General features: G+C 70.1%; 25 protein-coding genes. 14 read left to right on the plus strand and 11 right to left on the minus strand.

The features are described from left to right. Positions 1–399 precede the first annotated feature (399 nt). The gene (locus ACP56T_RS12605) at positions 400–1,116 is read left to right on the plus strand and encodes a PhoH family protein (protein WP_430912467.1); all 717 of its coding nucleotides are present in this window, start codon (positions 400–402) and stop codon (positions 1,114–1,116) included. A 126-nt stretch (positions 1,117–1,242) separates the two neighbouring features. Next, complete coding sequence (locus ACP56T_RS12610) at positions 1,243–1,509, plus strand: hypothetical protein (RefSeq protein ID WP_430912468.1); 267 nt, start codon at positions 1,243–1,245, stop codon at positions 1,507–1,509. Positions 1,510–1,599: 90 nt separating this feature from the next. Here ACP56T_RS12610 and ACP56T_RS12615 read toward each other — a convergent pair whose 3' ends face one another. From ACP56T_RS12615 to ACP56T_RS12625, 3 genes are all read right to left on the minus strand, one after another. Then, the gene (locus ACP56T_RS12615) at positions 1,600–3,120 is read right to left on the minus strand and encodes a L,D-transpeptidase family protein (RefSeq protein WP_430912469.1); all 1,521 of its coding nucleotides are present in this window, start codon (positions 3,118–3,120) and stop codon (positions 1,600–1,602) included. 135 nt (positions 3,121–3,255) lie between these two features. Then, positions 3,256–3,984 (minus strand): DUF1796 family putative cysteine peptidase, encoded by a 729-nt coding sequence (locus ACP56T_RS12620; protein WP_430912470.1) that lies wholly within the window; start codon positions 3,982–3,984, stop codon positions 3,256–3,258. A 14-nt stretch (positions 3,985–3,998) separates the two neighbouring features. Further along, positions 3,999–4,952, minus strand: a complete 954-nt coding sequence (locus tag ACP56T_RS12625; protein ID WP_430912610.1) for an acetyl-CoA carboxylase carboxyltransferase subunit alpha — start codon at positions 4,950–4,952, stop codon at positions 3,999–4,001. A 255-nt stretch (positions 4,953–5,207) separates the two neighbouring features. Between ACP56T_RS12625 and ACP56T_RS12630 the strand changes: the two genes are divergently transcribed. The 3 genes from ACP56T_RS12630 to ACP56T_RS12640 are packed head-to-tail and all read left to right on the plus strand — an operon-like array spanning position 5,208 to position 7,919. Continuing rightward, complete coding sequence (locus ACP56T_RS12630) at positions 5,208–6,332, plus strand: patatin-like phospholipase family protein (RefSeq protein WP_430912471.1); 1,125 nt, start codon at positions 5,208–5,210, stop codon at positions 6,330–6,332. Between the two features lie 38 nt (positions 6,333–6,370). Next, positions 6,371–7,114: an acetoacetate decarboxylase gene (locus tag ACP56T_RS12635; protein WP_430912472.1), complete on the plus strand. Its 744-nt coding sequence runs from the start codon at positions 6,371–6,373 to the stop codon at positions 7,112–7,114. Positions 7,115–7,133: 19 nt separating this feature from the next. Further along, positions 7,134–7,919: a 3-hydroxybutyrate dehydrogenase gene (locus ACP56T_RS12640; RefSeq protein ID WP_430912473.1), complete on the plus strand. Its 786-nt coding sequence runs from the start codon at positions 7,134–7,136 to the stop codon at positions 7,917–7,919. A gap of 91 nt (positions 7,920–8,010) precedes the next feature. On the opposite strand, the gene ACP56T_RS12645 is transcribed toward ACP56T_RS12640, so the two are convergent. From ACP56T_RS12645 to meaB, 3 genes are all read right to left on the minus strand, one after another. Next, positions 8,011–8,421: a CsbD family protein gene (locus ACP56T_RS12645; protein WP_430912474.1), complete on the minus strand. Its 411-nt coding sequence runs from the start codon at positions 8,419–8,421 to the stop codon at positions 8,011–8,013. Between the two features lie 150 nt (positions 8,422–8,571). After that, positions 8,572–9,186 carry a pyroglutamyl-peptidase I family protein gene (locus ACP56T_RS12650; protein ID WP_430912475.1) on the minus strand — a complete coding sequence of 205 codons (615 nt, stop codon included), beginning with the start codon at positions 9,184–9,186 and terminating at the stop codon, positions 8,572–8,574. Beyond that, entirely contained in the window at positions 9,183–10,187 is a 1,005-nt protein-coding gene (meaB, locus tag ACP56T_RS12655; RefSeq protein ID WP_430912476.1) for a methylmalonyl Co-A mutase-associated GTPase MeaB, read from the minus strand. Before meaB ends, ACP56T_RS12650 begins: the two co-directional genes overlap by 4 nt. A gap of 169 nt (positions 10,188–10,356) precedes the next feature. Here meaB and ACP56T_RS12660 point away from each other — a divergent pair, with 169 nt between their 5' ends. From ACP56T_RS12660 to ACP56T_RS12675, 4 genes are all read left to right on the plus strand, one after another. Then, complete coding sequence (locus ACP56T_RS12660; RefSeq protein WP_430912477.1) at positions 10,357–10,566, plus strand: type II toxin-antitoxin system HicA family toxin; 210 nt, start codon at positions 10,357–10,359, stop codon at positions 10,564–10,566. Positions 10,567–10,614: 48 nt separating this feature from the next. Next, entirely contained in the window at positions 10,615–11,013 is a 399-nt protein-coding gene (locus ACP56T_RS12665) for a type II toxin-antitoxin system HicB family antitoxin (RefSeq protein WP_430912478.1), read from the plus strand. Positions 11,014–11,161: 148 nt separating this feature from the next. After that, a complete protein-coding gene (locus ACP56T_RS12670) occupies positions 11,162–12,202 on the plus strand; it encodes an alpha/beta hydrolase (RefSeq protein WP_430912479.1) in 1,041 nt (346 codons plus the stop codon). A gap of 103 nt (positions 12,203–12,305) precedes the next feature. Beyond that, complete coding sequence (locus tag ACP56T_RS12675) at positions 12,306–12,665, plus strand: hypothetical protein (RefSeq protein ID WP_430912480.1); 360 nt, start codon at positions 12,306–12,308, stop codon at positions 12,663–12,665. 53 nt (positions 12,666–12,718) lie between these two features. On the opposite strand, the gene ACP56T_RS12680 is transcribed toward ACP56T_RS12675, so the two are convergent. Next, positions 12,719–13,693: a L,D-transpeptidase gene (locus ACP56T_RS12680; protein ID WP_430912481.1), complete on the minus strand. Its 975-nt coding sequence runs from the start codon at positions 13,691–13,693 to the stop codon at positions 12,719–12,721. 343 nt (positions 13,694–14,036) lie between these two features. Between ACP56T_RS12680 and ACP56T_RS12685 the strand changes: the two genes are divergently transcribed. Together ACP56T_RS12685 and ACP56T_RS12690 are read left to right on the plus strand one after the other, a co-directional pair. Continuing rightward, complete coding sequence (locus tag ACP56T_RS12685) at positions 14,037–14,288, plus strand: hypothetical protein (RefSeq protein ID WP_430912482.1); 252 nt, start codon at positions 14,037–14,039, stop codon at positions 14,286–14,288. Positions 14,289–14,691: 403 nt separating this feature from the next. Next, complete coding sequence (locus ACP56T_RS12690; RefSeq protein ID WP_430912483.1) at positions 14,692–15,951, plus strand: MFS transporter; 1,260 nt, start codon at positions 14,692–14,694, stop codon at positions 15,949–15,951. Between the two features lie 61 nt (positions 15,952–16,012). Here ACP56T_RS12690 and ACP56T_RS12695 read toward each other — a convergent pair whose 3' ends face one another. After that, a complete protein-coding gene (locus ACP56T_RS12695) occupies positions 16,013–16,465 on the minus strand; it encodes a hypothetical protein (RefSeq protein WP_430912484.1) in 453 nt (150 codons plus the stop codon). Between the two features lie 334 nt (positions 16,466–16,799). Here ACP56T_RS12695 and ACP56T_RS12700 point away from each other — a divergent pair, with 334 nt between their 5' ends. After that, complete coding sequence (locus tag ACP56T_RS12700) at positions 16,800–18,098, plus strand: MFS transporter (RefSeq protein ID WP_430912485.1); 1,299 nt, start codon at positions 16,800–16,802, stop codon at positions 18,096–18,098. A gap of 8 nt (positions 18,099–18,106) precedes the next feature. Beyond that, complete coding sequence (locus ACP56T_RS12705; protein WP_430912486.1) at positions 18,107–19,339, plus strand: CaiB/BaiF CoA transferase family protein; 1,233 nt, start codon at positions 18,107–18,109, stop codon at positions 19,337–19,339. A 267-nt stretch (positions 19,340–19,606) separates the two neighbouring features. Here the strand turns inward: ACP56T_RS12705 and ACP56T_RS12710 are convergent, their stop codons facing one another. From ACP56T_RS12710 to ACP56T_RS12720, 3 genes are read right to left on the minus strand one after another with little or no spacing between them, the layout of a single operon-like run. After that, on the minus strand, positions 19,607–20,995 hold the full coding sequence (locus ACP56T_RS12710; protein WP_430912611.1) for an ATP-binding protein: 1,389 nt from the start codon (positions 20,993–20,995) through the stop codon (positions 19,607–19,609). A 49-nt stretch (positions 20,996–21,044) separates the two neighbouring features. Further along, positions 21,045–21,758, minus strand: coding sequence for a response regulator (locus ACP56T_RS12715; RefSeq protein WP_430912487.1), 714 nt, complete (start codon positions 21,756–21,758; stop codon positions 21,045–21,047). Continuing rightward, positions 21,758–22,333 (minus strand): MarR family winged helix-turn-helix transcriptional regulator, encoded by a 576-nt coding sequence (locus ACP56T_RS12720; protein ID WP_430912488.1) that lies wholly within the window; start codon positions 22,331–22,333, stop codon positions 21,758–21,760. Before ACP56T_RS12720 ends, ACP56T_RS12715 begins: the two co-directional genes overlap by 1 nt. Positions 22,334–22,492: 159 nt before the next feature. Here ACP56T_RS12720 and ACP56T_RS12725 point away from each other — a divergent pair, with 159 nt between their 5' ends. Further along, positions 22,493–23,380 carry a branched-chain amino acid aminotransferase gene (locus ACP56T_RS12725; RefSeq protein WP_430912489.1) on the plus strand — a complete coding sequence of 296 codons (888 nt, stop codon included), beginning with the start codon at positions 22,493–22,495 and terminating at the stop codon, positions 23,378–23,380. The last annotated feature ends 34 nt before the right edge of the window (positions 23,381–23,414 follow it).

Below are 23,414 nucleotides of genomic sequence, written 5' to 3' on the forward strand. Positions count from 1 at the left end.
ACGGGATCGAGGTCGTGCCGGATGCGCCGTCATCCAGACTGCCCCGAGCGCCGCTGAGGCGCGCAACAGCCTTCCTTTTCCCCGCCGAAACCGTTGCCGAAATGCAACGCCACGAGCGTTTTCTCGTGGGATGGCGCGTGCGTTGCGTCCGTCATTCCCGCGTCGCATCCGCGGAGTCCAACGGGTGGCGACGCGGGATTCGGCCGGCACCTGTCCACAGGCGCGGCGGAACCGGGATCGGACGGCGAACATTCGCTGTCTAACGAGAGGAGCGCGGAGACCTCGAGAGGAACCGTCGAACACAAGATCAGACGCACGTATCGGATCGGCCCGGCAGGGTGACCGGCACCGATCGATCAAGTCCCAGGTTGGCTTTCAGTCCAGGTGGAGTGTTGATCGATGAAAAGACGACGCGCACGACTTGAACTCGTCGAAGACCGGCCCGTCCGGCCTCACAAGACCCGTTTCGACGAGGAACGGCACCTCGCTCCCATCCAGCCCCTCACCGACGCGCAAGCGCGGTATCTCGACGCCCTCGCCAACAGCGCCCAGGTCATCGTGCTCGGCCCCGCCGGCACCGGAAAGACCTACATCGCCGGCACCCGCGCCGCCGACCAGCTGCGCCAGCGCCGCATCTCCAAGGTGGTCATCACCCGGCCGAACGTCCCCTCGGGCCGCTCGCTCGGCTACTTTCCCGGATCGCTCGAGGAGAAGATCGCCCCCTGGGTCGCCCCGCTCACCGAGGCGATGAAGGAACGCATGGGGCCGGCCGCCTTCGAGATCGCCCTCAAGACCGGCGACATCGAGATCGTGCCCTTCGAGGTGATGCGCGGGCGCACCTTCAAGGACTGCATGGTGATCCTCGACGAGGCGCAGAACACCACCACGCCCGAGATCAAGATGTTCCTGACCCGCATCGGCGACGACTGCCAGGTCATCATCAACGGCGACGTCAGCCAGACGGACCTGCGCGAGGTCTCGGGGCTTCGCACCGTCATCCATCTCGTGAAGAGCCGGATGATGCAGATCCCGGTGGTGGAGTTCACCCGCGACGACATCGTCCGCTCCGGCATCTGCGCGGAATGGGTGAAGGCGTTCGAGGAATCCAATCTCTGAGAGAGGGCGCTTTCGCGGCGGCGGCCCGCCCGCCGCCGCGACGGTGTGAAACTCTTCTCCTCCGGCGGTCGTTAGGAGGAGGATCGGGTCGTCGGCCCGGTATCGGAGAGAACGGAGAAACGACCCGTGAGGAAACTTCAGCTCGCCATCGCCGTCGTCGCCGCCACACTCGGCGGCGCAAGCCTCGCCGCCGCCACGCCGGCGATGCCGGCCGCCGGCATCGTCGCCCCGGATTCGGGCGTCACCGCCGTCCGCCATCACGGCGGCATGCACCATCACCACCATCACGGCATGCGCGGGCATATGGGGCACAAGCGCATGATGATGCGCCATGACCGCATGCACCGTCACCACCGGATGCATCACCGCCACCATCACATGCACCGCATGTGATCGGGCGCGCAGCGCGTCGTTGTTGAATGACGGAAAGGGGTCCCTCGGGGCCCCTTTTTCATGTCGCGACGAGGAAGCCGCCGGTGCGGTTCAGTCCTTGCGGGACACGGCCTTCTCGGGCGTCTTCTCGGCAGCCTTGGCGGCCGGCTTCTCGGACGCGGCCGGCTTGGCCTCGACCTTGGCCAGCTTCTTCGGCGCAGCGGCATGGGCCGGATGCGCGGACGCCCTGGCCTCCGGCTCCGGCGCGGCGGCGACGGGAACGATCGCGGCATCGGCCGCCGGGGTGGGGGAGGCCGAGGCGTCCTTGCCGAAGAGGCGGCCGAGAAGCTGCTTGTAGGCGGCCGGATCGCCCTCGGCGTCGGCCACCGTCACCCGCGCCGATTTCGGCGAGACCGCCGCCGTCTCCTTCGGATCGGGGAGCGCGTCCTTGGCGGGGGCGGCAGCCATCAGCGTCGCCGGTGCGGCGGCCTTGGCATCCTCCTTGGCCTTGCCCTTGTGGGCGAGCGCGGCAGCGGCGGCCTTGGTCGGGATCGGCGGGGCGGTCTCGGCCAGCAGGGTCGGCTTCACGACCGGCTTGCCCTTGGCATCCACCTCGATCTCGTTCGGCCCGGCCGCGAGGCTCTCGGGCCGGCTGACATCGCCGAGATTATGCCGGGCGTAGTCCTTGGGCGTGTAGGGCTGCTCCGGCTCCGGGGTGCCGAGGCTGGCGAAGGCGGTGGCGTTCTGCGGCGGCTGCGGACGGAACACCGGGTTCTGGCCGCCATCCTCGTAGACGACGCGCATGGCGGGCGTGCCCTTGGCGACGAGCTCGGCGATCTCGTGGTTGTCGCGCTCGCGCTTCTCGGCCACCAGGGTGTCGACCTTGGGCGAGCAGGAGCCCGCCGCCGCGTCCTGGCCGCCGAAGACGTATTTCGTGCCGCAGACGCCCACCCGAGGCTCCTCGCGCAGGGCCTCGAAATAGTCCGAGCCCTCCTTGAGGTTCTTCCAGAACGGGGCGTTTGGGTCGTTGCGGAAACGGGCCATGTTCTGGGCCGTCATCCGGAACGGGTAGGACTGGAACTGGAAGGCGCGCTGACCGCCGGAGAACGAGTCGCGGGCGATGGAATAGATCTCGGCGATGGACTCGTCGGTCATGGCGAAGCACCCCGCCGACGAGCAGGTGCCGTGGACCATGAGATAGTTGCCGGTACGCCCGTTGGCGCGATCATAGGCGTTCGGGTAGCCGGTATCGAACGACAGATAGTACGAAGAATTCGGGTTCATCTGCCCCGGCGTGATCGTGTAGAAGCCCTCGGGCGCCTGCCGGTCGCCCTCCTTCTTCTTCGGCCCGAGCTGGCCCGACCAGCGGCAGATCGGGAAGGTCTTGAGCAGCGCGTACTGGCCGTTCGAGCCGCGCTTCCAGATCTCCATCTCCGCTTCCTTCTTGTAGGCGCGGATCAGGATCGGGTCGCTCGGCGACATGCCCTTCGTCTGCATGAGCGCGAGGGTCTTGGCCGGGATGGGCGCGAGGTGGCGGGTCGAGCCGCCGCCGCCGAAGGTGCCGTCCTGGCAGGCGGCGAGAGCGAGGGACAGGGCCAGAAGACCCGCAGCCGCGAGCGGACGCACTCTCATGGGGGAACCCAAGTCCTCAGCATTCACGTCCGCGGACGGTCCCGCCCGTCGGACGCCACTCCCCAACCCTTTAGCGTCGTTAAACTTACCCCCGGCTTACCGCAAGAATATGGCCGGGCGCCTTGTGAATTGCGGTCACGACCGGGCGGCGCGCGCGGACTCTTCCGTCACCAGCCGCGCCAGGAAATCGTCGGCCTGCGTATCCGAGAAGCGCAGGCCCACGGATTCCGAATGCGATTCCAGCGTGATCCAGCGCAGGTTCGGGTGAATCCCCTCGCGCTCGACGGTGCGCAGGCCCGGATGGCCGGGCCGGATATGGAGGAAGGTCAGCCGGTTCGCGGGCCCGGATCGCGTCAGAATGTCGCAGATGTCGGCGATCGTCTCATCATGCGTGCCGAGCGCGGTCATCATCCAGAAGTGATTCCGGGCGCCCGGCCGCGCCAGCGCCGCGCGGAATCGGCGCACGCCCTCGCAGAGGAAGGCGTAGTCGGCCTCGCTCGTCGCCGGATCGTGATGGTTGAACACCGCCGGCAGGTCGTGGCGCTCGCGGTAGATGCGGTGCCGGCAGCGGCCGATCTCGGGCGCGGGGCGCTCCGATAGCGGCACGCTCTCCAATTGCGAGCGGTCGAGCAGCGAGGCGAAATTGTCGGCGAGGCAGTCGCGCACCATGCCGGGGGTCGAGAAGATCCAGTCGAACGGACCGGACCAGGTGCGCAGGTTCAGCGTCTTCAGCACCTGCGCCATGTGGCAGTGGCAGCCGAGCGAGACGTGGTTGACGGGGCCCGGCTCGCGGGAGGCTCGGCCGAGGAGCCGCCGGCGCAGGGAGCGCAGGAGGTCCACGCCGAAAAGGGAGGACGGAGCCAAGGGCGCCCGCGCGCTCAGAGCTTCCGGCCGATGTCGAGGAACTTCGCCGCGCGCCGGTCGCGGATCTCGTCGGGCGTGAGGCCGTCGAACTCGGCGAGCGCGGCGGCGAGCGCCTTGCCGGCCGCCTCGATGGCGGCGTCCTTGTCGCGATGGGCGCCCCCCATGGCCTCGGGCACGACGACGTCGACGATGCCGAGGCGCAGCAGGTCCTGCGCGGTGATCTTCATGGCGGTGGCCGCGTCGTGCGCCCGGCCCTGGTCGCGCCACAGGATCGAGGCGGCGCCCTCCGGCGAGATCACGCCGTAGATGGCGTGCTCCATCATCAAGACCTTGTTGGCGGTGGCGAGCGCGATGGCGCCGCCCGAGCCGCCCTCGCCGATCACCAGGGCAACGTTCGGCGTCCCCAGCGCCAGGCAGGCCTCCGTCGAGCGGGCGATGGCCTCCGCCTGCCCGCGCTCCTCCGCCTCGATGCCGGGAAAGGCCCCCGCCGTGTCGACGAAGGCGAGCACGGGCAGGCCGAAGCGGTCGGCGAGCTCCATCAGGCGCACGGCCTTGCGGTAGCCCTCGGGCCGGGCCATGCCGAAATTGTGCCGGATGCGCGCCTCGGTGGTGGCGCCCTTCTCCTGGCCGAGCACGCAGACGGGCCGCCCCTGGAAGCGCCCGAACCCGGCGACCACCGCCTCGTCCTCGCCGAAGCTGCGGTCGCCGGCGAGCGGCGTGAACTCGGTGACGAGCCCCGCGCAGTAATCGACGAAATGCGGGCGCTGCGGATGGCGGGCGACCTGCGTCTTCTGCCAGGGCGTCAGCGCGGCGTAGATGTCGGCGAGCGCCTGGACGGCCTTCGCCTCGAGCCGCCCGACCTCCTCGCTGATCGATACGGCGCCGTTGCGGGCGCCCATCGCCTTCAGCTCCTCGACCTTGGCCTCGAGCTCCGCGACCGGCTTCTCGAAGTCGAGATAGGAGCGCATCACCGTCATCGATCGTCGGTCCAATCCGTTTCGCGGCTCGGGGGCGGCCCGCGGGCCGTCCTCTCCCGCCACGGGCGGTTGATGTCGGGAATGAGGGGCCGGGTGTCAACCGCGGGGAGACACCGCCAGCAGAAACCGCGAAGGAAGCGGGCCACAGCGGCCGCCGGCCGTATTGGCCCGATTCCTGTCTGTAATCCCACCGTCACGCTCGCCCACCTATGTGAGCGCGGCCGGCACACGGGGATTCGCGACACAGTGAACGACACTCTTTATCCGTCGGGCGAGGAAAGCGTTCTCGTCCTCCAGGGCGGGGGCGCGCTGGGCTCCTATCAGGCGGGCGTCTACGAGGCGCTGACCGAGGGCGGCATCGGCATCGACTGGGTCGCCGGCATCTCCATCGGCGCGATCAACGCGGCCCTGATCGCCGGCAACCCGCCCGAGCGCCGGGTCGAGCGGATGCGCCTGTTCTGGGAGCGCGTCTCGTCCGATCTCACCGCCGCGCCCTGGTGGCCGGGGGAGCAGGCGCGCACCGCCTTCAACGAGATGTCCGCCAACTTCATCGCGGGGGTGGGCGTGCCGGGGTTCTTCACCCCCCGGATGCCGCCGGCGATGCTCTACCCGCCGGGCTCCCCCCAGGCGCTGAGCCTCTACGACACCTCCCCCCTCAAGGGCACGCTTCTGGAGTTCGTCGATTTCGAGCTGCTCAACCGGGGCCCGATCCGCTTCAGCGTCGGCGCGGTGAACGTGCGCTCGGGCAACTTCGTCTATTTCGACAACCGCTGCGACGAGATCATCCCTGAGCACATCATGGCGTCCGGCGCCCTGCCGCCGGGCTTCCCGCCCGTCGAGATCGACGGCGAGATGTACTGGGACGGCGGCCTCGTCTCGAACACGCCCCTCGACTACGTGCTCGACACCGAGCGCCAGCGCGACCTCGTGATCTTCCAGGTCGACCTCTTCGCCGCGCACGGGCCGATGCCGCGCAGCCTGGTCGAGGCGGCCGAGCGCGAGAAGGACATCCGCTTCTCCAGCCGCACCCGGCTCAACACCGACAAGAACATCGAGATCCGCAAGGCGAAGCGCGCCTTCCGCGCCCTCGTCGACAGGCTGCCGCCCGAGCTCGCCAACGACGAGGACGTCGCCTTCCTGCGCCGCATCAGCCACGGCAACGAGATCACGGTGATGCAGCTCATCTACCGGCGCAGGAGCTACGAGGGGAACTCGAAGGACTACGAGTTCTCGCGCATGACCATGCTGGAGCACTGGGCCTCCGGCGGCCACGACGTGCGCCGGTCGCTGCGCCACCGCACCTGGCGCGAGCGCCCCCATGCCGAGGGCGGCATCTCCGTCTTCGACCTCACCCGCGACGCCCGCGACTGACCTCCCCGCCACCCGGCGACCCGAGCGGAGACCAAGCCATGACCCGCGACGACATCCTCGGCACCGCCTCGATGCCGGCCTTCAGCCCGAGCTATCCGCGCGGGCCCTACCGGTTCGTCCACCGCGAGTATCTCATCATCACCTACGAGACCGACCGGGATGCGCTCCGCCGGGCGCTGCCCGAGCCGCTGGAGCCGCATCCCGACAACCTCGTCTTCTACGAGTGGATGAAGATGCCCGATTCCTCCGGCTTCGGCGATTACGAGGAGAGCGGCACCGGCGCCCATGCCTTCTACAACGGCGAGCCCTGCAACTTCTCGGTCCAGATGTATCTCGACGACGAGCCGCCGATCACCGCCGGCCGCGAGATCTGGGGCTTTCCGAAGAAGTGGGGCGTGCCGCGCCTCAAGCTGTTGAAGGACACCCTCACCGGCACCCTGCGCTACGACGAGGAGCGCGTGGCGATGGGCACCATGACCTACAAGCACAAGAGCCTCAACGGCGACCTCCCCAAGGTGAAGGAGGGCCTCGGCAAGCTCAACGTCAACCTCAAGCTGCTGCCCGACGTCGACGGCTCGCCCAAGGTCGCCCAGCTCGTCGGCTACCGGCTGGAGGACATCACCGTCCACGGCGCCTGGGACGGCGAGGCCCGCCTCGACCTGATCCCGCATGTGAACTGCCGCGTCGCCGACCTGCCGGTTCGCCGCATCGTCGGCGGACGCCATATGATCGTCGACTTCACGCTGCCCTTCGGGCAGGTGCTGCACGACTACCTCGCCTGATCCCGCCGGAGGAAAGACCATGACCCTCAAGGACAAGACCGCCGTCGTCACCGGCTCCACCAGCGGCATCGGGCTCGCCATCGCCCGCGGCTTCGCGGCCGAGGGCGCCAACATCGTCATCAACGGCTTCGGCAAGCCCGAGGACATCGAGCGCGAGCGCGCCGCCATCGAGAGCGAGTTCGGGGTGAAGGCGGTGCATTCCCCCGCCGACATGTCGAAGGGCGCCGAGATCGGCGGCATGATCGAGCTGGCCGAGAAGACCTTCGGCTCCGTCGACGTGCTGGTGAACAACGCCGGCATCCAGTTCGTCTCGCCGATCGAGGAGTTCCCGCCGGAGAAGTGGGAGCAGATCATCGCGATCAACCTCTCCTCGGCCTTCTACGCCATGCACCATGCGATCCCCCTGATGAAGGCGAGGAAGTGGGGCCGGATCATCAACACGGCCTCCGCGCACTCGCTCGTCGCCTCGCCGTTCAAGTCGGCCTACGTCTCGGCCAAGCACGGCATCGCGGGCCTGACCAAGACCGCCGCCCTCGAGGTCGCGACTTTCGGCGTCACCGTGAACTGCATCTCGCCGGGCTATGTCTGGACGCCGCTGGTCGAGAACCAGATCCCCGACACCATGAAGGCGCGCGGGCTGACCAAGGAGCAGGTCATCAACGACGTGCTGCTCCACGCCCAGCCGACGAAGCAGTTCGTCACCGTGGATCAGGTCGCCGCGCTCGCGGTGTTCCTGTGCTCGGACGCCGCCAGCCAGATCACCGGCACCAACATCTCCATGGACGGCGGCTGGACGGCGCAGTAGCGCCGGCCTCCTCTCCCTCCCTCGCAAGGGGTAGGCGCAAAAAAGCCCCGCCGGATCGCTCCGGCGGGGCCTTTTCGTTCGTGAGCGTCCGTCAGCGGCGCGAATGCAGCAGCAGCGCGAGACCGTAGCCGACGGCGCCCGCGATCAGCAGCGCCACCAGCGGATTCTCCTCGACCCGCGCGCTCACCGCCCTGCGGCCGTCGCGCAGGTATTCGCCGCCGCGCTCATAGGCGTCGCCCGCATAGTCGGACACGTCGTCGGCGTAGTCGCCGAAGCGGTCGCGGGCCTGGTCCAGCGCGTCCTGCGCCCGGCCCTGGGCCTGCCCGAGCGCGTCCTGCGCCTTGTCCTTCACCTGGCCGAAGGCGTCCTGCGCCCGGCCTTGCGCCTCGCGGAAGCGTCCCTCGACCGAGTCGCGGCTGGAGCCGGCGATGTCGCCCACCGCCGCCTGGGCCTTGCCGCCGAGCTCGCGGGCGGTGCCGGCGATGCGATCGGTATCAACCATGGCTGTCTCCTCGATTGTCGTTGCGCCGGGCGCGAGCCCGCTCCGGGGCCGATGGAGCGCGCCCGGCTCCCGTCGCACTGCCAACGCCCGAGGCCGCGATTGTTCACCGCGCGCAAGACGGTTTTTTTGACGCGGCCACGCTGTGCCGGCTCAGGATCGGCGCGCGCGCATGACGAGCCCGACCGCGACCTCCGCCAGCGCCCGCGCCAGCAGCGGGGCGGCGGCCCTCGCCGGACGCGCGCCGAGCGGACGCCGCGTACGCGGCACCGGCGGGACATGCACGAAGAGCGCGTCCGGATTCGCGCGGAGGGCGCGATGATAGGCCGCGTCGCAGAGGTAGCGGCCGGCATCGTGAGAGGCGCGGACGGCGATGCCGTGCCGGCGCAGGCACGCCAAAGCCCTCGCGGCACCGCGGCTGCGCAGGAGGGGCGGCATCGCTGCCGGCTCCGGCAGGCCGACCCGGCCCGATACGTCGGGACGGAGCCGGCTCGCCCGGCCCCGCGCGCAATCCTCGACACGCAGGCGCCGCGAGCGGACGGCCACGCCGATCATCAGCACGGCGGCCGGCTCCTGTGCGAGGGCCGGCGCCAGCATCTCCGGCAAGGCGGAATAGGCGGTGCGCAGCACCAGAACCCGCGCCGGACGGCCGAGCACGGCGCGCAGCCGGGGCGACGCCGCGATGCGCCGGGCGAGCACCGCGCTGGGATTGTCCGGCATGCCGGGAAACGGGCCGAATCCGGTGACGAGGAGCCGCGCCCCGCTCACAGGCCGACGAGATCCGCGATCGCCACCGCGCCCGCCGCCGGAGAGCTCTCGCCCCGCGCCACGGCCGCTTCCGCCTCGGCTGTGGCCCTGCGCACCTCGGCCGAGCCGACGAGGCGCTGGTGCAGGCGCTCGTGGACCAGCGCCCACATCCATTTCACGTCCTGCTCGCGGCGCTTCTTCGCGATCTCGCCGGTCGCCGTCAGCTTTTCGCGGTGGTCCACGACCTTGCCCCACATCGCGTCGAGGCGAAGGCCGTAGAAGCCCGAGATCGTCACCACCGGCGGCGTCCAGGTGGCGGAGGCCGGGGTGAGGATGTGGAGCGCCGCGCGGTACTCGGAGGCCGCCGCGTTGGCGCGCCGCTCGCCCTCGCCGTCGTCGGCCTTGTTGACCGCGATCATGTCGGCGAGTTCCAGGATGCCCTTCTTGATGCCTTGCAGCTCGTCCCCGGCGCCGGGCAGCATCAGCACGAGGAAGAAATCGGTGAGATCGGCCACCGCCGTCTCCGACTGGCCGACGCCCACCGTCTCCACCAGGATCACGTCGAAACCCGCCGCCTCGCAGAGCAGCATGGTCTCGCGGGTCTTGGCGGCGACGCCGCCGAGCGTCCCCGAGGAGGGCGAGGGCCGAATGAAGGCGTTCGGGTCGACCGCGAGCCGCGCCATGCGGGTCTTGTCGCCGAGGATGGAGCCGCCGGTGCGGCTCGAGGACGGATCGACCGCCAGCACCGCGACCTTGTGGCCCTCCCCCGTCAGATAGGCGCCCAGCGCGTCGATGGTGGTCGACTTGCCCACCCCCGGCACCCCGGTGATGCCGACCCGGATCGCCTTGCCCGTCTGCGGCAGCACGGCGTCGATGAGATCCCGCGCCGCCGCGCGATGGTCGGCGCGCTTCGACTCGGCCAGCGTGATGGCGCGGGCGAGCGCCGCGCGGTCGCCCGCGAGCAGGCGCTCGCGAAGGCGGTCGATGTCGAGGGCGGGCGTGGGAGCGGAGGCGGCGGCCATGGCCCCTTCATGCCGGTGCGGGGGCCGGCCGTCGAGGGGGCTTTGACGATAGGAACGGTTGCCCCGGCAACTGATCGACGCTCGTCAACTCGACTTGTAGCCCGCCAAAAAGTGTGTATTTTTGCGCAAAATCTGGAGGTAACCATGCTCGAGTTGGGATATCGAACCCATGCCTCCAAAGCATCGAGACCGCAAAACGCGCGCGGTGATCGCCGCGCTTCACGCAGACGGATGGGCGGTCTTCAGAAAGGGACCTGGGGATCACGTTCAGTTCAAGCATCCGTCGAAGCCGGGCAAAATGACCGTCGACACGGGTGAAGCGGAAATTCCCACCGGGACCCTCCGCAGCGTCTACCGGCAGGCGGGGTGGGACTGGTGACATCGTTCGAACAGCCGCGATCGTGCGGCGTACCGAAAGGCGAGGCGCATGGCTCGGATCGTCATGCTGATCCATGAGGAGGATGAACGTTTCGGCGCATCCTTTCCCGACTTCCCCGGCGCGACCACGGTCGCCGGCGATCTCGACACGCTCTACCGCAAGGCGTCCGAGATGCTGGCCTTCCATATCGACGGGCTCGTGGAAGACGAAGAGCCGATCCCGGCGATGCGGAGCATCGACGAGTGGCGACGCGATCCCGCTTTCCGCGCGGAGGCCGAGACCGCGATGATCGGGCTGATCGAGGTCGATCTGCCGGGCAGGGCCGTGCGCGTGAACGTCTCCCTCGAAGAGGCTCTTCTTCGCCGGATCGACAGGGCGGCGGAGGCGGCGGGCGAGAGCCGGTCGGGCTTCCTCGCACGGGCGGCGAAGGCGCGGCTGACCGCCTGAGACGAAGCGTGGCCTTCGTGCCACGCTGACAACCCCGCCGTCATCCCTGCACGCCCCTGCCCTGCCAAGGTCACGATCGTGGTCAAGGTCGCGCCGGACGGCGGGACCGACGGGGCCCGCCTCGCGCAGCGGGACGGCGGACCGGATCATGACGAGCGATATCCAACACCCCACGCGACGCGCGCTCGTCCGGTTCGGAGCGGTGCTCGGCACGGCGGCGCTGGCGCCTTCGCTGGGCGCCTGCGTGGCGGACGGGCTCGTCACCGGCACGGCCGCGGGGCCCGAGCGCCAGTCGGCGCTCGACGTCAGCCCGGTGCTGCTGGTGGCGACCACGCGCAAGCCCGTCGGCAACCCGCCGAAGTCGCCCTATTTCAGTTCGGAGCGCGGCAGGGGCCTGAGCTTCGCCGAGGTCCGCGTGAGCCCGCCCGACCGCTCGCTCATCGGCAAGGTCTCCTCCGTCGTCACCGGGGACTGGGGCATCGGCGCGGTGCCGAAGGTCGAGAGCGGGGCCGGCGCGGCCGATGCCTTCGCGCAGGCCGCCTTCGGCCGCGACGTGCTCATCTACGTGCACGGCTACCGCGAATCCTTCGAATCGGCGGCGGTGTCGGCGGCCAGGCTGTCGGACGGCATCCGCTTCCGTGGCGCCTCGGCGCTGTTCACCTGGCCCTCGGCGGCGGCGACCTTCGACTACGGCTACGACCGCGAGAGCGCGCTGTGGTCGCGCGACGCCTTCGAGGACCTGCTCAAGGCGCTGACCTCCTCGCCGAGCGGCGGACGTGTCAATATCGTCGCGCATTCCATGGGCACGCTGCTGACGCTCGAGACCCTGCGCATGCTGCGCGCCGAGGCCGGCGAGGCGGCGATGGCGCGCATCGGCGCCGTGGTGCTCGCCGCCCCCGACATCGACATCGACCTCTTCACCACCAGCGTCTCGCGCCTGGGGCCGGACGTCTCGAAGCTGACCGTGATCTCCTCGACCAACGACCGGGCGCTCGAACTGTCGAGCACCATCGCCGGCGGCGTGGTCCGCGCGGGCGCCGCCGACCGCGAGCGCCTGGAGGCGCTGGGCGTGCGCGTGGCCGATGCCTCCGACTACGGCGGCGGCCTCATCAACCACGACCTCTTCCTCTCGAACCCGGAGGTGCAGGCGGTGGTCAAGCGGGCGATCTCGCGCGGCACGGGCGCCTGAGCGGGCAAACCCGCCGCGTTCTGCGCGGGAGGCGGTTGGCGGGGGCGCGCGAAGCGCCTAAACCCGCCCCGCCAGCCAGGCAGGCGACGGGGATTCTGCGATCATGTTCACCCTCGAGATCGACGGCACCGCCGTGGCGGTCATCAACGGGACCGAGGAGGTCGCCAAGGACCTCTTCACCTGCGACGGCTTCAAGGACGACATCCGCGCCATGACGAGCGAGGGCCGCCCGCTCTGGAACGGCACGTCCGCCCTCAAGGTCCGCGCGGCCACGGAAGAGGAGATCGAGATCTTCGAGGACGCCGTCGCCGAGGATGACGGGGACGAGGATTTCGAGACCGATCCGCGCCATCTCGCCGCGACCGGCGAGGAGCAGGACGACACCGAAGAGGACGGCGAGGACGAGGCCGACATCGTCTTCCTCGTCGACATCGACGAGGAAGAGGCCCGCAAGCCCTCCTGAACCGCTTTCAGCGAAAAATCCGGCGCCGGGACCACCGGCGCCGGAGACGTCCTTTAGTTCAGCACAACGACCTTGGTGCCGACATTGACGCGGCCGAAGAGGTCGATGGCGTCCTGGTTGATCATGCGGATGCAGCCGGACGACACGCTGTGTCCGATGGATTCCGGCTCCGTGGTGCCGTGGATGCGGAACAGCGTGTCCTTGTTGTCCTGCCACAGGTACATCGCGCGCGCGCCGAGGGGGTTGCGCGAGCCGCCGGCCACGCCGACGCCGCTCTGGAGCTTGTCCACCTGCCGGGCGAGGTCGGGCCGGCGGGCGATCATCTCCTTCGGGGGATACCAGTCGGGCCAGGCCTGCTTCGAGTTGATGGTGGCGCTGCCCGACCAGGCGAAGCCCTGCTTGCCGACGCCGACGCCGTAGCGGCGCGCGCGGCCGTTGCCCTGCACCAGGAAGAGCTGGTGGGCCTTCGGGTCGACGACGATGGTGCCGGGCTCGTAGCGGCCGTTATAGGCGACCTCCTGGCGCAGCACGTTGGGGTTGGCCTTCTTCCAGTTGAAAGCCGGCACCGGGAAGGCGTCGTCGGGAATGGCGGCATAGGCCTTGGCGTAGTCGATCGGGCCGTCGTCGAGCGGGCGGGCGAGGGCGGCCTTGGTCGCGTCGGAGACCACGCGGGTGCCGGTGCGGGCCGAGATCGCGGCCTGATCGGCGTCGGTCTCCTCCGGCAGCGCGGCGCGGCGCGGCTGGGCCGGCGGCGGCGGGGCGGCGGCCGTGTCGGGACCGACCGGACGGCCGCCCTCGACCCTGCCGGAATAGGGCACGTACTGGCCGGCGCGCTTGCGGTAGATCGCGCCGTTCTGGTCCTGATACAGGCGGTCGTCGTCATAGCCGCCGAAGGCGCCCTGCGCCGCCGCGGGAGCGGGGGCGGCAACGGCGGCGAGGCCGGCGGCGAGCGCCGCCGCGGAGCAGGCGAGGACGAGGAACCGCCTGGAGGCGGCGATCCGCCGGGTGACGGACATCTGGCTCAACATGGTAGCGTCTCGATCGTTGGACGTCGGGCGGGCGTCTCATGCCTGCGCCGTCGCGGAAACGACGCTGCCCTGCGAGAGCCCCCTCTGCACGCGATGTGGTAGCAAAAAGGCGACGGCATCGTCACGCATTCGAAGGCCGCAGGCCGTGTCTTCACGGTCACGCGCCGGCTCAATCGCCCCGCGCGCCGGAGCCGCCGGGACGGGTGCGGCATCGCGGCCGTGCGGGTTTCGGTGAAGAGCGGGAAAAGCCTGCGGACGGACAAGCTCGGCCGCTTGCGGAGGCTCCGCCGCCCGGCGATGGAAAGGCGCGCGATTCGCGCCTCCTCTTCTCGTCGGATTCCCCGTGCCCGTGCTCCCCGTCCGGTGCCTGTCCGCGCTCGGCCTCGCCCTGGCCCTCGCCGCCGGCCTGACTCCGCTCCCTGCGGAGGCGCGCCGTTCCACCACGCGGGAGGCCGCCACCGCGGCCGCCCAACCGGGCGAGCCGGAGGTCGCCTGGACGGCGGGCCGGGAGCCGGCCGATTGCCAGCGGACCCGCCGCAAGTTCTGGCAGGCGGGGGACGGCTGGATGGTGAAGACCGTCACCACCTGCCGATAGTCTGTCGGGCGCTTTCGGAAGCGCCCGACAGACTCTCAGTTCCTTGTTCTGCCGTATGTCCGGACGGAGAACCGGAAGCCACTTCTCCTGGACATACTATAGGCCGGAGCCGGCCGCTGCCGCCCGCCGAGGCCGGCCGCCGCATCCCTGGGCAGAGATGCCTCGCGGCGCGGCATTCCGGCGCCGGCGAATGCCCCTTCCCCGGCGGCCCGCGCAGATGCGCCGCCGTCTTCGAGGGCAGCCGATCTTCTGGCACGGTTGCTGCTTTGCAATCCTCAGCCCCTGCGCGAGAGCGCGGTCGGGCGCGCGGGGCAACGAGGCGCCGCATGCGGACGGTGTGAGTCCGGCTCCCTCCGGCAGGGCGGCCCTTCGACGGGTCGCCGTTGATAAAGACGAGCCCCCCATGGCCAGTTTCAAGACCGTGATGAAGTCGGGTCATCCCCCGACCCTGTTCGCCGCGTTCCTCTATTTCGATTTCTGCTTCGCGATCTGGGTGCTCAACGGCGCCATGGGTCCGTTCATCACCGAGACCTACAAGCTCACCCCGGCCCAGACCGGGTTCATGATCTCGCTGCCGATCCTGGCGGGCGCGATCATGCGCTTCCCGCTCGGGGTGCTGGCCCAGTATATCGGCCGCAAGAACGCCGCCATCACCGAGATGAGCGTCATCATGCTCGCGATGGCCTACGGGTTCTTCGCAGTGAGCAGCTACAACGACGTGCTCGCCATGGGCGTGCTGCTCGGCATCGCCGGCGCCTCCTTCGGCGTGGCGCTGTCGCTGGGCTCGGGCTGGTTCCCGCCGGAGCACAAGGGGCTCGCCATGGGCATCGCGGGGGCCGGCAACTCCGGCACCGTGCTCGCCGTGCTGTTCGCGCCGCCGCTCGCCCAGGCCTATGGCTGGCAGACGGTCTACGGCTTCGCCGGGTGCGTGATGGCGATCCCGCTCGTCGTGATGATCGTGCTCGCCAAGGAGCCGCCGGACCTCGAGCACCAGTCCTTCAAGGAGCACGTCTCCTGCCTGTTCACCAAGGACGGCTGGGCCTTCTCGCTGATCTACATCATCACCTTCGGCGGCTTCATCGGCCTGTCGAACTTCCTGCCGACCTTCTTCTACGAGCAGTTCGCCGTCACCAAGGTCGAGGCCGGGCGGCTGACCATGCTGGCGGCGCTGATGGGCTCCGGCATCCGCATCCTCGGCGGCTACTTCGCCGACCGCATGGGCGGCATCCTGGTGCTGTCGATCGTGCTGCTCGCGGCAGTGGGCTCGTTCCTGCTGCTCACCGCGACGCCCTCGCTCGCCCTCACGACGCTGCTGTTCATGCTCTGCTTCGCGGCGCTCGGCGCCGGCAACGGCGCGCTGTTCCAGCTCGTGCCGCTGCGCTGGCCCACCAACACGGCGGTGGCCGGCTCGATGATCGGCGAGATCGGGGCGCTCGGCGGCGCCATCCTGCCCAACGTCATGGGCTTCTCGAAGCAGTATACCGGCTCCTTCGCCACGGGCTTCGTGGTCTACGCGGCCTTCGCCGGCATCGTGCTCGGCTGCCTGTTCCTGTTCCAGCGCAAATGGGTCGGCACCTGGGTCGGACCGCGCGGCAAGGTGCTGACGCCGGCCTCCGCTTCAACGGCGCCCGCCGAGGGCCGGATGGAGCCCGCCACGGCCTGACACCGGCACCACAGCGCCGAAACGGAGAACGGGGGCCGCGCGCCCCCGTTTTCGCGTCCGCTCAATAGCGCACCGAGATCCGAGCGGGCGCGGGCGGAAGCGGGCAGGACAGGCCCGAGGGGCCCATAGCGATATCGCCCTGCCGCGGGGTGTTGACCGCCAGCGGCCTTGTATCGTCCGTCCCGGCGAAGCCCTTGCCGAGTTGCGGCTCGAAGAAGCCGTCGCCGATCTCGACATAGCAGCGGTCGAGCACCGCCGTGGTGCCGTAGCTCTCCCGGAAGGCCGGAGCGACCGCCCCCGGACAGAAGGCCGACACCTCGATCCGCCCGGAGGCGAGGTAGCGGATGGTCCGGCTGCGATGGGGCGGCACCGCCACCGCCGGGCCGCCGTCGAGGGCGACGGTCACGAGGAACGGCGAGCGGTTGGTCACGCGCCGCAGGCAGCCGGCCTCCGCCGGGACGGCGGCGGTCAGGAAGGTGGCCGCCGCGAAGGCGAGGATCGTCGGGCCGCGCATCGTCCGCTCCGTGTCAGGCGGGCCCGTGTCGGGCATTCCGCCTCGGGAAGGTCTGTCACCGCCGCGGGCGGAGCCGCTTCTCAACCGGGGATCGTGGGCGGGCGTTCCCTCGCGCGAGAGGGAGAATGCGCGAAGACGAATTGCGCGGACGGCGGAAAGATGGGAGGCCGGGGCGGATCGCCGTTCGGGGCCGGCCGCCGGGCCGCCGCTCGACATTGAATTCAAAATGCGGAATCAGTTCCGGGCTTCGGCCGCCCGGCATCCGCATGGGCAGGCGGAGCGGGACCCTCGCAGAAGGGCCCGGCATGCGAAAAGAGAACCGGAGGAACCGCCGATGCTGAAGCGGATGAGCGCGACGAACAGCGTGCTGTTCCTGCTCTGCCTGATGTACTTCATCACCTATCTCGACCGCGTGAACATCGCCACGGCGGGCGGGGAGATCATGAAGGATCTCGGCATGTCGAAGACCGAGTTCGGGGTGATCCTCTCGGCCTTCGCCTACCCCTACGCGATCTTCCAGGTGATCGGCGGCTCCGTCGGCGACAAGTTCGGGGCGCGGCGCACGCTGCTCGTCTGCGGCATGATCTGGGCCATGGCGACGATCCTCACCGGCTTCGTCGGCGGGCTCGTCAGCCTCTTCCTGGCCCGCGTGCTGCTGGGCTTCGGTGAGGGCGCCACCTTCCCGACCGCCACCCGCGCCATGCAGAACTGGACGGCGCCGGGCAAGCGCGGCTTCGCGCAAGGCATCACCCACGCCTTCGCGCGGCTCGGCAACGCGGTCGCCCCGCCGATCGTCGCCTTCCTGATCTACCATGTGGGCTGGCGCTACGGCTTCGTGATCCTGGGGCTGGCGAGCTTCGTCTGGGTCGCGGTCTGGTACCTCTATTTCCGCGACGACCCGCGCGACCATCACGCCATCACGCAGGAAGAGCTCGACATGCTGCCGCCGGCCCGCGCGCCCGGCACGAAACAGGCCGTGCCGTGGTGGGCGCTGACGAAGCGCATCGCGCCGGTGACGCTGACCTATTTCTGCTACGGCTGGACCCTGTGGCTGTTCCTCGGCTGGATCCCGGTGTTCTTCAAGGAGAGCTACGGGCTCGACCTGAAGAACTCGGCGCTCTTCGCCTCGGGCGTGTTCTTCGCCGGCGTCGTCGGCGACACGCTCGGCGGCGTGCTCAGCGACCGCATCCTCAAGAGCACGGGAAACATCACCCTCGCCCGGCTCTCGATCATCGTGATCGGCTTCCTCGGCGCGGCGGCGAGCCTCGCGGGCGTGTTCTTCACCCGCGACCTCACCTACGTGGCGCTGCTGCTCTCCTCGGGCTTCTTCTTCGCGGAGCTGGTGATCGGCCCGATCTGGTCGGTGCCCATGGACGTCGCGCCGAAATACGCCGGCACCGCGAGCGGCCTGATGAACACCGGCTCGGCGGTGGCGGCCATCGTCTCGCCGATCGTGTTCGGCTTCGTGGTGGACAAGACCGGGAGCTGGACGCTGCCCTTCGCCGGCTCCATCGGCCTGTGCCTGCTCGGCGCGGTGCTCGCCTTCACCATGCGGCCGGCGAAACCCTTCGAGGAGGCGGCCGAGCCGGCCCCGCCGCCGCCGGCCAAGCCCGCCGTCTCCGGCCTGCGCTGAGGCGCCCCATGGCGGACGCGAAGGCGGGGACGGCGCGCTCGGGGCCGCTGGCGGGGATGCGGGTGGTCGAGCTCGCGCATATCATGGCGGGCCCGGTCTGCGGGCTGATGCTCGGCGACATGGGCGCCGAGATCGTCAAGGTCGAGAAGATCGAGGGCGGCGACGACACCCGCCGCTCGGTCCCTCCGGCGCTCGAAGGCGAGAGCGCCGCCTACATGATGATGAACCGGGGCAAGCGCGGCATCGCGCTGGACCTCAAGGCCGAGGACGGCAAGGCCGTGCTGCGCCGGCTGCTGGCCGACGCGGACGTACTGATCGAGAACTATCGCGGCGGCACCATGGAGCGGCTCGGGCTCGGCTACGAGACGCTCCGGCGGGAGTTTCCCGGCCTGATCTACTGCGCGCTCTCGGGCTTCGGCCGCACCGGGCCCTATGCCGACCGGGCCGGCTTCGATCTCGTGGCGCAGGGCATGAGCGGGCTCATGAGCATCACCGGCGAGGGGCCGGGCCGGCCGCCGATGAAATGCGGGCCGCCCGTCACCGACATCACCGCCGGCATCCTCGCCGCCATGGGGGTGCTCGCGGCCTACGCGCACAAGCAGAGGACCGGCGAGGGGCAGGCCGTCGACACTTCGCTGTTCGAGGCCGGCATCACGCTGACCTATTGGCAGTCGGCCATCGCCATGGCGACGGGGATCGCCCCCGGCCCCATGGGCTCGGCCCATCCCCTGAACGCGCCCTACGAGGCGTTTCAGACCGCCGACGGCTGGATCACCATCGGCGCGGCCAACCAGACCAACTGGCTGCGGCTGCTCGCGGCACTCGGCGCCGACGACCTCGCCGCCGATCCGCGCTTTTCGCAGAACCGCGACCGCATGGCCCATCGCGAGGCGCTGGCCGAGGCGCTGGCGCCGCATTTCCGCGGCGCCACCTCCGCCGAATGGCTGGCGCGGCTGGAGGCAGGCGGCGTGCCGGCGGGGCCGGTGCTCGATGTCGATGCCATGCACCGCGACCCGCAGACGCTGCACCGGGAGATGGTGGTCGAGGTCGCGCATCCGCGCGTCGGGCCGATGCGCACCCTCGGCCTGCCGGTGAAGTTCTCCGCCACCCCCGGCCGCGTGCACGGTCCGGCACCGCTGCTCGGCGAGCACAGCCGCGCCATCCTCAGCGAGGCCGGCTACGACGCGGGAGAGATCGACGGGCTTTTTGCGCGCGGGATCGTGCGGGAGACGGCGGGGTAACTGCCGGCTGATGTAGTGGGCTCGACAGGGCGCGGGATATCCCCTCTCCCCGCCACGCGGGGAGAGGACCGCACGCACCTCGCCGTGCGTGCGGTGAGCGGGAGGCGTAGCCGGACGCGAGGGTGAGGGGGCGGCTCCGGGCGAGCCTCATCCGTCGAGACCCCCTCACCTTCGCCCTTCGGGCTCGCCGCGCCGACGACGGGGTCGTCGCGGCCCTCTCCCCGCAAGCGAGGAGAGGGGGAAAAGCGCGGGTTGCCGACCGGCGCCTTATGCCGGCACCCGCACCGTGGCGCGCAGGCCCCCGAGCGGGCTGTCGTGGAGGGTGACGTCGCCGCCATGGGCGCGGGCGATGTCGCGGGCGATGGAGAGGCCGAGGCCCGAGCCGCCGGCATCCTGGCGGGCGTCGTCGAGGCGCACGAAGGGCTTAAACACCTCCTCGCGGCTCTCCGGCGGGATGCCCGGCCCGTCGTCGTCGATGGAGACCAGGAAGGAGCGCACCTCGATGCGGCCGGAGATCGCCACCGTCTCGCCGTAGCGGGCGGCGTTGGCGGCGAGGTTGAACAGGCAGCGCCGGAAGGCGTCCGGCCGCACGGTGACGAGCGGAGAGCCGGCGAGATCCACGTCCGTCACCTGGGCGCCGAGACGTTCGGCGTCGGTGCGCAGGTCCTCCAGCAGCGCGCGCATGTCGGTGGGAGCGGCGAGTTCGGCGGAATCGCCGCGCGCGAAGGCGAGATAGGCTTCCAGCATGCGGCTCATCTCGTCCACGTCGCGGGCGAGGTCCTCCACCTCCGGCGTCTGCTCGACCAGCGCCAGGGACAGCCGGAAGCGGGTGATGATGGTGCGCAGGTCGTGGCTGACGCCGTTGAGCATCGTCGTGCGCTGCTCCATGGCCCGCTCGATGCGCCGCTTCATCTCGATGAAGGCATGCCCCGCCTGCCGGACCTCGCGGGCGCCGCGCGGGCGGAACTCGATCTCGCGGCCCTTGCCGAACCCCTCCGCCACGGCGGCGAGCCGCAGGATCGGCTTGATCTGGTTTCTCAGGAACAGGATGGCGACGCCGAGCAGCACCATCGAGGAGCCGATCATCCAGACGAGGAAGATGTGCGAGTTCGAGGCGTAGGCCTGGGAGCGGCGCGCGGTGATGCGCATCACCCCGTCGGGGATGGCGACGCGGATCTCGATGAGGTTCGAGCGCCCCACCGTGTCGATCCAGAACGGGCGCCCGATCTGGCGCTTGATCTCGTCGGAGAGCGCCTCGTCGAGGATCGAGAAGAACGGGCGCGGCCCCGGTGGCGGCAGCTTGGCGCCTTTCAGGATGTCGAGGTCGAGGTTGAGCCGGTCGCCCGCGATGCGGGTCAGCGTCTCGGCGTCCTTGTCCTGCGGATAGCGCTCGTAGATGTCGATCAGCGCGGCGACGTCCGCCGTGACGGCCGAGGAGAGGCGCTTCGTCACGAGCTGCCAGTGCCGCTCCATGAAGGTGTAGGCGATCACCGACTGGAGCAGGACGACCGGCGCGATGATGATGATGAGCGAGCGGGCGTAGAGGCCCTTGGGCAGGGCGTCGCCGATGACGCGCGAGATCCGGCGGACGATCTTGTTCGGGCGGGACTTCCGGGGAGGCGCGGCCGGCTCGGCGACGGGCTCGGCCCGCGCGATCCGGGCGGCATCGGGCTCGGGCGCGTTCACGAGGCGGCCCGCGCGCGCATCAGTCGACGGCGAGGCGGTAGCCGACGCCGCGCACCGTCTGCAAGAAGGTGGGGTTGGCCGGGTCGACCTCGGTCTTGCGGCGCAGGCGGTTGATCTGCACGTCGATGGTGCGCTCGGCCGCGGCGCCGCCTGCGCCCGCCAGCACCTCGCGCTCGACATTGGCCCCGGCGGCGGCGGCGAGGATGGTGAGGATCTCGCGCTCGCGCTCGGTGATGCGGATCATCTCGTCGTCGCGGCGCAGCTCCCCCCGGTCGATCCGGTAGGAGAACGGCCCGAAGGTGACGACGTCGCCCTCGGAGCTGCGGCGCGGGCCGCCGGCCCGGTTGATGATGTTGGTGAGCCGCAGGATCAGCTCGCGCGGCTCGAAGGGTTTCGGCAGGTAGTCGTCGGCGCCGATCTCGAGCCCCATCACCCGGTCGTTGGGGTTGGAGCGCGCGGTGAGCATCAGGATCGGCACCCGCGAGGTCTCGCGCACCTTGCGGGCGTAGTCGAAGCCGTTCTCGCCCGGCATCATCACGTCGAGCACCATGGCGTCGAAGACGAAGCTCTGGGCCTTGGCCCTGGCCTCCGTCGTGTTCGCGGCCGAGGTCACGCGGAACCCCTGCTCGAACAGGTAGCGGGTGAGCAGCTCGCGCAGGCGGCGGTCGTCGTCCACCACGAGGACATGCGGCGCTTCGGCGGGCAGCTCGGCCCGGATGGCGGACAGGGACATCAGGCGGCGCCCCGCGTGCGGCGGGCCATGAGGCGGCGCACGGTGGCGCGCTCGTCGGGCTCGATCATCGCCAGCAGGAATCCGTGCGCGGGGGGATGGGCGGAGTTCGGCTCCGCGACCGGGTCGGCGAGCGCGCGGGCGACGCGGCGCGCCTGCACGTCGATGAGGTCGGAGGCCAGCCCCGCCCCGGCCTCGGTGCAGTAGAGCAGCCGCTGGCGGCGGTCGGCGGTGCCGGTCTTCTGCGCGATGTAGCCCTGCTCGATCAAGTCCTTCAGCACCCGGTTGAGGCTCTGCTTGGTGATGCGCAGGATATCGAGCAATTCGGCGATCGTGAGACCGGGATAGCGGTCGACGAAATGCAGCACCCGGTGATGGGCGCGCCCGAAGCCGTATTGCGCCAGGATGCGGTCCGGGTCGCCGACGAAGTCGCGATAGGCGAAGAACAACAGCTCGATGAGGTCGTCGCTCGCGGGAGCCACGGCCGGAAGCTCCCGCGCGCCCTCGTCCGCCGCCCGCCTCGTCGCGTCGCCTGCCACCTGTCGTCCGCCCTCGATATAAGTCAGCGTTGTTGACATATCTCAGGCCGGTTGGTACCCGTCAAGCCATCCCATGGGGCCTGCCAGGGGCGTCCCTGGCCCATTTCCTGCGCCCCGGCGGTTGCACGCTCCGGCGTCCGACGCCAAAGAAGCCTTTCGCGGCCGCTCCCGAAACGGCCGCGCGACGAGGAACTGTCCATGTCCGTGATCCCGTTCGACCAGCGCGATGGCACCATCTGGTTCGACGGCGCCATGGTGCCGTGGCGGGAGGCCAAGATCCATGTGCTGAGCCACGGTCTCCACTACGGATCGACGGTGTTCGAGGGCGAGCGCGCCTATGGCGGGCGCATCTTCAAGAGCCTGGAGCACACGAAGCGCCTGCTGCGCTCGGCCGAGCTCCTCGACTACAGGATCCCCTACAGCGTCGACGAGATCGTCGCGGCCAAGGAGCTGGTGCTGCGCACGAGCGGATTGCAGGACGCCTATCTCCGCCCCGTCGCCTGGCGCGGCTCGGAGATGATGGGCGTGGCCGCGCAAGGCAACACCATCCATCTCGCCATCGCCGCCTGGGAATGGCCGAGCTATTTCGACCCGGCCACCAAGATGAAGGGCATCCGCCTCGACATCGCCGACTATCGCCGGCCGGACCCGCGCACCATCCCCTCGGCCTCCAAGGCGGCGGGCCTGTACATGATCTGCACCATCTCCAAGCACCGGGCCGAGAACAAGGGCTATGCCGACGCCCTGATGCTCGACTGGGAGGACTACGTCGCCGAGTGCACCGGCGCGAACGTGTTCTTCATCAAGGACGGCGTCATCCATACGCCGCAGGCCGACCGCTTCCTCAACGGCATCACCCGCCAGACCGTGATCGAGCTGGCGCGCCGGCGCGGCTTCGAGGTGGTCGAGCGCCGCATCCGCCCCGAGGAGATGGAGGGCTTCTCGGAGTGCTTCATCACGGGCTCGGCGGCGGAGGTGACGCCGGTCTCCGAGATCGGCCCCTATAAGTTCGTGCCTGGCGCCATGACCAAGACGCTCATGGACGACTATACCGCCGAGGTTCAGCCCAAGGCCCACGCCGCCTGACAGGCGCGGGAGGCGCGGCTCCCCGCCGCGCCTC

The sequence above is a fragment of the Methylobacterium endophyticum genome (assembly GCF_050591105.1).
GTDB lineage: Bacteria > Pseudomonadota > Alphaproteobacteria > Rhizobiales > Beijerinckiaceae > Methylobacterium.